The sequence below is a fragment of the uncultured Dokdonia sp. genome (assembly GCF_947492815.1).
In the GTDB taxonomy this organism is placed as follows: Bacteria; Bacteroidota; Bacteroidia; order Flavobacteriales; family Flavobacteriaceae; genus Dokdonia.
On record NZ_CANLOB010000053.1, the window covers coordinates 1 to 7,570 of the forward strand.

Annotated in this window: 6 protein-coding genes; 5 read left to right on the top strand and 1 reads right to left on the bottom strand. The window is 35.2% G+C overall.

Annotated elements, in window-relative coordinates:
• The first annotated feature begins 211 nt into the window (after positions 1-211).
• From thrS to rplT, 4 genes are all read left to right on the top strand, one after another.
• Complete coding sequence (gene thrS, locus Q1A01_RS23330) at positions 212-2,158, top strand: threonine--tRNA ligase (protein WP_299685903.1); 1,947 nt, start codon at positions 212-214, stop codon at positions 2,156-2,158.
• A gap of 81 nt (positions 2,159-2,239) precedes the next feature.
• Positions 2,240-2,731, top strand: a complete 492-nt coding sequence (gene infC, locus Q1A01_RS23335) for a translation initiation factor IF-3 (protein WP_143337250.1) — start codon at positions 2,240-2,242, stop codon at positions 2,729-2,731.
• A 128-nt stretch (positions 2,732-2,859) separates the two neighbouring features.
• Positions 2,860-3,057: a 50S ribosomal protein L35 gene (gene rpmI, locus Q1A01_RS23340; RefSeq protein ID WP_299685906.1), complete on the top strand. Its 198-nt coding sequence runs from the start codon at positions 2,860-2,862 to the stop codon at positions 3,055-3,057.
• Between the two features lie 99 nt (positions 3,058-3,156).
• Complete coding sequence (gene rplT, locus Q1A01_RS23345) at positions 3,157-3,501, top strand: 50S ribosomal protein L20 (protein ID WP_299685909.1); 345 nt, start codon at positions 3,157-3,159, stop codon at positions 3,499-3,501.
• Between the two features lie 92 nt (positions 3,502-3,593).
• On the opposite strand, the gene Q1A01_RS23350 is transcribed toward rplT, so the two are convergent.
• On the bottom strand, positions 3,594-3,992 hold the full coding sequence (locus Q1A01_RS23350; protein ID WP_299685912.1) for an OsmC family protein: 399 nt from the start codon (positions 3,990-3,992) through the stop codon (positions 3,594-3,596).
• Between the two features lie 210 nt (positions 3,993-4,202).
• On the opposite strand from Q1A01_RS23350, the gene Q1A01_RS23355 reads away from it, so the two are divergent.
• A partial coding sequence (locus Q1A01_RS23355) for an IgGFc-binding protein (protein WP_299685915.1) occupies positions 4,203-7,570 on the top strand: 3,368 nt, incomplete at its 3' end.

Here is a 7,570-nt window from a genome sequence, read left to right on the forward strand (position 1 = left end):
TTTTTAACTGAAAAGAAAAATAACAGCCTTTTTTGAAAAAATATGTAAATGACTGAAAAACAAATAACTCAAACTAATAGAACAGAAATACTTTGTCCTTAATATATGTACTATAAACAAAAAGAAAAACACAATATCTTTTAGTAATAGATGATTTGGATATTGTACACGATACTAGAAGACATTATCTTTGCTCTGTAAATACAATATTATGATCAATATAAGCTTGCCAGACGGCAGTGTAAAACAAATGGAAAATGGAACGACTCCTATGGATGTCGCAAAGAGTATTAGCGAAGGACTTGCTAGAAATGTTATATCAGCAACGTTCAATAATGAAACCGTTGAAACCTCTACCCCATTAACCACAGATGGATCTATAGTTTTATTCACTTGGAATGATGATCAAGGGAAAGAAGCTTTTAGACACTCATCATCTCACGTACTCGCACAAGCTTTATTAGAATTATACCCAGGAATCAAACTTACTATAGGACCTGCTATTGAAAATGGATTTTATTATGATGTAGACACAGGCGATCATGTTATTTCAGATAAAGATTTCAAGCGTATTGAAGATAAAATGCTAGAAATCGCTAGAGGAAAGCATGAATTTAAAATGAGAGCTGTTTCAAAAGCCGAAGCATTAGACAAATACAAAGCCGAAGGCAATGAGTACAAAGTTGAGCTTATTGAAAATCTAGAAGACGGAACTATCACTTTTTGCGATCACGACACCTTTACTGATTTATGCCGCGGAGGACATATCCCTAATACAGGCATTATAAAAGCTGTAAAAATCATGAGTGTTGCTGGCGCATACTGGAGAGGTGATGAAAACAAGCCTCAACTCACTCGTGTATATGGAACCTCTTTCCCAAAACAGAAAGATTTAAAGCAATATTTAGAGCTTCTAGAAGAAGCCAAGAAAAGAGATCATAGAAAATTAGGAAAAGAATTAGAGCTTTTTACATTTTCTAAAAAAGTTGGACAAGGACTTCCCTTGTGGCTACCAAAAGGCGCTGCCTTAAGAGAAAGACTTGAAAACTTCCTAAAAGATGCGCAAAAGAAGGCAGGTTATGAAATGGTAGTTTCTCCACATATTGCACAGAAAGAACTATATGTAACGTCTGGACATTATGCCAAATATGGAGAAGATAGTTTTCAACCTATTAACACTCCTGCAGATGGAGAAGAATTTTTATTGAAACCTATGAATTGTCCTCATCACTGTGAAATGTATAATGCACGTCCTTGGAGCTACAAAGAACTTCCAAAACGTTATGCAGAATTTGGAACTGTATATCGCTACGAACAATCTGGAGAACTTCACGGCCTAACCCGCGTAAGAGGATTTACACAAGATGACGCACATATTTTCTGCACACCTGATCAAATTGATTATGAATTTAAAAATGTTATCGATTTAGTTCTTTATGTTTTCGGATCATTAGGTTTTGAAAACTTTACAGCACAAGTATCTTTAAGAGACCCTGAAAAACCTGAAAAATATATTGGGAGTGATGAAAACTGGGAAAAAGCAGAAAACGCTATCCTTAATGCCGCAAAAGAGAAAGGACTGAATTATATTGTCGAAACTGGCGAAGCTGCTTTTTATGGACCGAAATTAGATTTTATGGTCAAAGACGCGCTTGGAAGAAGTTGGCAATTAGGAACTATTCAAGTAGATTACAACTTACCAGAACGCTTCGAATTAACATACAAGGGCAGTGATAATGAACTACATAGACCTGTCATGATTCACAGAGCTCCTTTCGGAAGTATGGAACGTTTTATTGCTATTTTACTTGAACACACAGGCGGTAATTTTCCTTTATGGCTCATGCCAGAGCAAGCTATTATACTTACACTGAGTGAGAAATATGAAAAATACGCTAAAAAAGTTTTAAATTTGCTAGAAAATCACGAAATTCGCGCCCTTGCAGATAATAGAAGTGAGACTATGGGTAAAAAAATTAGGGATGCAGAAATGCAAAAAATCCCTTTTATGATTATCGTAGGCGAACAAGAGGAAAAAGATGGCACAATTTCTGTAAGACGTCATGGTGGTGACAACATGGGGAGTATGACAGTAAACGCTTTCGCGAAAGCGGTACAAACCGAAGTAGCAGCCACAATAAAAACATTTGAAGTTTAATTTTAAATATAGTAAGCCATAGCAATACGTAGAAAAAGATCGAAAGGTCCCGCAAGGATTATCAAAGAAGATCAACACAAGATCAATCAAAAAATTCGTGCTCGTGAAGTACGACTTGTAGGAGACAATGTAGATGTAGGAGTATATCCTATAGCGAAAGCATTAAGTATAGCAGAAGATCTAGAACTAGATCTCGTAGAGATATCACCTAATGCCTCTCCACCTGTTTGTAAGATCATTGACTACAAAAAGTATGTGTATGAGCAGAAGAAGCGTGAAAAAATCATGAAGGCAAAAGCCTCTAAAGTGATTATTAAAGAAATACGCTTTGGACCCAATACAGACGACCATGATTACGAATTTAAAAAGAAGCATGCAGAGAAGTTCTTAAAAGAAGGTGCTAAGCTTAAAGCTTATGTATTCTTTAAAGGACGTTCTATTATTTACAAAGACAAAGGAGAAATCCTTTTACTTAAACTAGCTCAAGAATTAGAAGAACTAGGAAAAGTAGAACAGTTACCTCGTCTTGAAGGAAAGCGTATGACTATGTTTATCGCTCCTAAGAAGAAATAAAATATACCATAAACGGTATTCATATAACAAACCCTTGAATTTTATAAATTCAGGGGTTTATTAACGATAAAATGCCTTGCTAAAAGGTCATTAAAAGAAAGAGAGTTAATTAATAAAACTAGGAAAAGATGCCTAAAATGAAAACAAAATCCAGTGCTAAAAAGCGTTTTAAGCTTACAGGAACTGGTAAAATCAAAAGAAAGCACGCTTTTAAGAGTCATATTTTGACAAAAAAATCTAAAAAACGTAAGCTTAAACTGACTCATGACGGATTAGTACATGAATCAGACGAAAACAATGTTAAACTAATGCTTCGTATGAAGTAATTACTTTAACCGGTTACATTAAAATTTATAAACCCTGGAGTTAGGCCATTAAATTGAGCAAGTGTCTTTTAGACCGCCTACTACAAAAAAAGTAAAATTATGCCAAGATCAGTAAACGCAGTAGCTTCAAGAGCCAGAAGAAAAAAGGTGTTGAAGCAAGCAAAAGGTTATTTCGGACGTCGTAAAAACGTTTGGACAGTTGCAAAAAATGCGGTGGACAAAGCAATGCAATATGCATACAGAGACCGTCGTCAAAAGAAAAGAAATTTCCGTTCTTTATGGATTACTCGTATTAATGCGGGTGCTCGTATGCACGGGATGTCTTACTCTCAGTTTATGGGGAAAGTAAAAGCAAATAATATCGAGCTTAACCGTAAGGTACTCGCAGACCTTGCTATGAATCACCCAGAAGCTTTTGCAGCAATAATAAACAAAGTAAAATAAGGCTGAAGCCGAATTTATAATAAACAATTAACTCTTTTAAAAGCCTTGTCAAATGACAAGGCTTTTTTTTCATTAAATACTTACTGTGTACATCACCAATTAAAAGTGATTTCTTTTTCAATATCTGGATGCAAACTATAATGCACTGGACATGTATTTGCAGTATGTTCTAATATCTTCTGAGACTTTACTGTTATGCCTTTAGGGAAATCAAATACAACTTTAATCTTTGAAATTCTTCGAGGATCAGCACTCATTATTTTAGTTACCATCGCTGTTGTCTCATCGATAGAAAGTTCCATTTGTTTTGCTTTGATTCCCATAATAGTGAGCATACAGTTTGCTAACCCTGTCGCAATAGTATCTGTAGGCGAAAACCCTTCTCCTTTTCCTTGATTATCAGTAGGCGCATCTGTTATATATGTATTTCCAGATTTGAGATGTATATTTTCTGTTCTTAAATCTCCTATATAAGTTACTTTACTAGTCATATATGTATTGTTTTATGTAAATATAACGCTTTCGCGAAAGCATATAAATACAACATAACAGATACAATCTATTTTAAAAAGAAAGCTTTTTGTTTAAAATTAACACGTTTATTCAGCAAAACACCTGTTAAAACATAGATTCTATAAAGCTATCTTAAAATATATACTTATTTTTAGAAGCCTTACTTTCATTTAATCATCATATAGGTTATGCGAATAAAAAACTACTTTTTATTATTACTATTATTTTTATTTACCCTTCCATCATTTGCTCAATTAGGGAGTACCCATTACTTACCACCACTTCATGCACGCTCTAACATTCAAGATGCCACCATATACGTATCCACTCCATTCCCTACACCTATCAACGTAACGATATCTAGAGGTGATGGAACCATTTTAACAACACTTACTATTTCTCAAGGAAACCCAGCAATATATGAGCCTGATTTAATAACCAATTCCCCCATTATTGTTCAAAACTTTGAACTCAACACTCCTATATCTGACAAAGGACTTATACTAGAATCTACTGAATTATTCTATGTAAGCTTAAGAACCTATAATTTTAATCATGCAGGCTACTTAACTGCAAAAGGCGAAGATGCACTTGGACAAAGCTTCAGACTAGGAAGCTGCCCTCTTAATCCAAATAATTTTGCACATAATTTTTTTGCATCTATTATGGCTACAGAAGATAATACTTCTATTACATTTTCTGATTATGATGCTGCAAATATGACATTTGAAAATGGATTAAATCCTAATCCTATACTAAATGCAGGAGAGACATTTGTAGTTTCTGGATATAGTATAGATCCTGATAATAGTGAAGGTTTTATCGGGGCGCTATTAACAGCCGATAAACCTATTGTAGTAAATAGTGGTAATCTTAGAGGAACAATGCCTAATCCTGACGCTGCTGCAGATCAATGGTCTGATCATATGATTGATCAAATCGTAGATGAAAGTGCCACAGGTTTTGAATATATGCTGATACGTGGAGGAGGAAACCCAGTATCGGAAAGACCTCTTATCATCGCTAATCAAGATAACACAGAGATATTTGTAAATGGAAATCCAATTGGAGTCACCTTAAATACAGGAGAACATATCCTCCTTGACGATGATAATCTGTATTTACCAGCAGATCCCAATGCAGTACATAGAAATATGTATATCAGTACCAACGATGACACAAAAAGTATTTATGTATATCAATTTTTAGCTGGTCGATCTGGAGAAAATTTCCCCTTTGACTCGCCACCTGATGTTCCAGATGCAACACCTGGTATGAATTTTATTCCACCGTTAAGTTGCTTCTTTCAAAATGATGTTGATCTTATACCTGCTGTAGATGAAATATATCCCAATAGTATTGAGGATTATGTAGGAAATCTTTTAATCACCTCAAGAGTAGGGAATACAGTAACTGTAAATGGCGCTGTAATCCCTGTTGCTGATGCGTTAGGAAACCCCGGAACACCCGATTGGGAGACTTATTTTTTAGAAGATCAGATGGGAGATATTTCTATTATTGCAGACGGCCCTATTGCTGTAGGCCTTTTTGGAAGTGACAATAGGGATGTAAGTCAAGGACTTGGTGGATCTGCAGGATTTGGAGGATATTATTCTGGGTTTGCTGTAACGCCAGAAGATACAGCAACAGATGTATGTACAGATGCGGGTCCTATTAATTTATTAGATCGATTTGACGGAAATCCACCTACTGGAGGAACTTGGACTCCTCCACTTGATAGCGGAACAGATATTTTTAACCCTCTTACGGATCCAATTTCTAATCCATCTTTAATATATAATTATGTTGCTGTAGGTGATTGTGATCCTATAGATGTAGATATTACCGTTACACTTGTAGATGCTCCTGTATTAGACCCTATCCCTAATATAGATGCTTGTGAAACATTCTCATTACCAGACCCAAGTACTATCACAGGAAATTTCTTAAATAATCCACAATATTATGATGGACCACAATTTAGCCCTACCACAAGCCTTATTGATTGGACAATTCCGATTACCACAACTACCACTATTTTTGTGTATGATGAAGTCGAAGCCGATCCAGACAATTGTACTTCTGAACTTTTTTTCATTGTTACCGTAAATGATTTTGCTATTGCAAACCCTGTACCTGATCAAGTTGTTTGTGATGATCCAACTAATGATGGTTTAGAAATTTTTAATCTGACTCTTTTAGAAGGTACCGTACTAGGAACACAAAACCCTTTATCATATAGCGTAACATTCCATACAACTCCCATAGATGCTACAAATGGAACGGCACCTATAGCGACTCCTGGAGCATATCAAGCTGGAACATCTACTATATTTGCTAGAATAGAAAATAATTTAAGTGCTGTGTGTTTTGACACAACTCCTATCAATCTTATTGTAGATATATTACCTGTTATAAATACAGTTCCAGATCAAATCAATTGTGATGACACTTCTAATGATGGATTAGAATTTTTTGATTTAGAAGGCCTAATTCCATTTATCATTGCACCACTTACTCCAGCAGAAGTAAATGTAAGTTTTCATTTATCACAAGCAGATGCTGACACGAATACTGCTCCCCTAACTACTGCAGGTGGATACAACTCTCCTACTGACGAAATATTTATTCGTGTAGAAAATACGCTTAACAATAGCTGTTTTGACACCGCATCATTTATGGTGATTGTTAATGAACGTCCTATTCCTATAATTCCAGATCCATTTATTGTATGTGATAATGCTACTGATGGAAGTGACACTAACGGATCTACTGATTTCAACTTATCTACATTAACAGCGACTATTTTAGGAACACAGGACCCAACACAATTTACGCTTACTTATCATGCTGATGCAAATGATGCACTTTTAGACCAAGACCCACTTCCATTATTATTTACAAGTACAACACAGACCATAGCTGCGAGGCTTGAAAATGATAATTTTACAGATTGTTTTACTGTAATTCCTATTGAATTAGAAGTAGGTCCTTTACCAGTAATTATAAATCCAGCTCCATTATTAACACAGTGTGATATAGATAATGATGGTTTTGCTATTTTTAATTTAACAGAAGGCGAAATATTGATTTCTGCAGATTTTGAAAATGAAACTTTCCAATATTTTGATCAAGCAGGAATAGCAATTGCAGATCCTGTTGCATATACTAATGCGATTGTCAATAATGAAACTATAGATGTGATTGTTTCTACGGTAAATGGATGTACACGTCCTGCCCAGTTACTTTTAGAAGTAGACACCTCTCAAATTCCAGCTGATTTTTTATTAGAGTATACTGCCTGTGATACGGATAGCGATGGTGTTTCTATCTTTGACTTTAGTGATGCTACAGCGCAAGTTTTGGCATTATTTCCAGCAGGTCAATTACTAACAGTTACATACTACGAGACAATTCAAGAAGCTCAGAGTGAAGTAAATGCCATTACAAACATTGATAACTACGCAAACAACATTGTTCTTACTGATGTAAATGGTGTTCAAGGTATTTATGTTCGTGTTGATGGAGATACAGCCAATGATTGTATTGGTTTAGG

Excerpts from the sequence above, each read along its gene's own strand:
- rplT (WP_299685909.1), top strand. The coding sequence starts at position 3,157 with ATGCCAAGATCAGTAAACGCAGTAGCTTCAAGAGCCAGAAGAAAAAAG.
- rpmI (WP_299685906.1), top strand. The coding sequence starts at position 2,860 with ATGCCTAAAATGAAAACAAAATCCAGTGCTAAAAAGCGTTTTAAGCTT.
- thrS (WP_299685903.1), top strand. The coding sequence starts at position 212 with ATGATCAATATAAGCTTGCCAGACGGCAGTGTAAAACAAATGGAAAAT.
- Q1A01_RS23350 (WP_299685912.1), bottom strand. The coding sequence starts at position 3,992 with ATGACTAGTAAAGTAACTTATATAGGAGATTTAAGAACAGAAAATATA.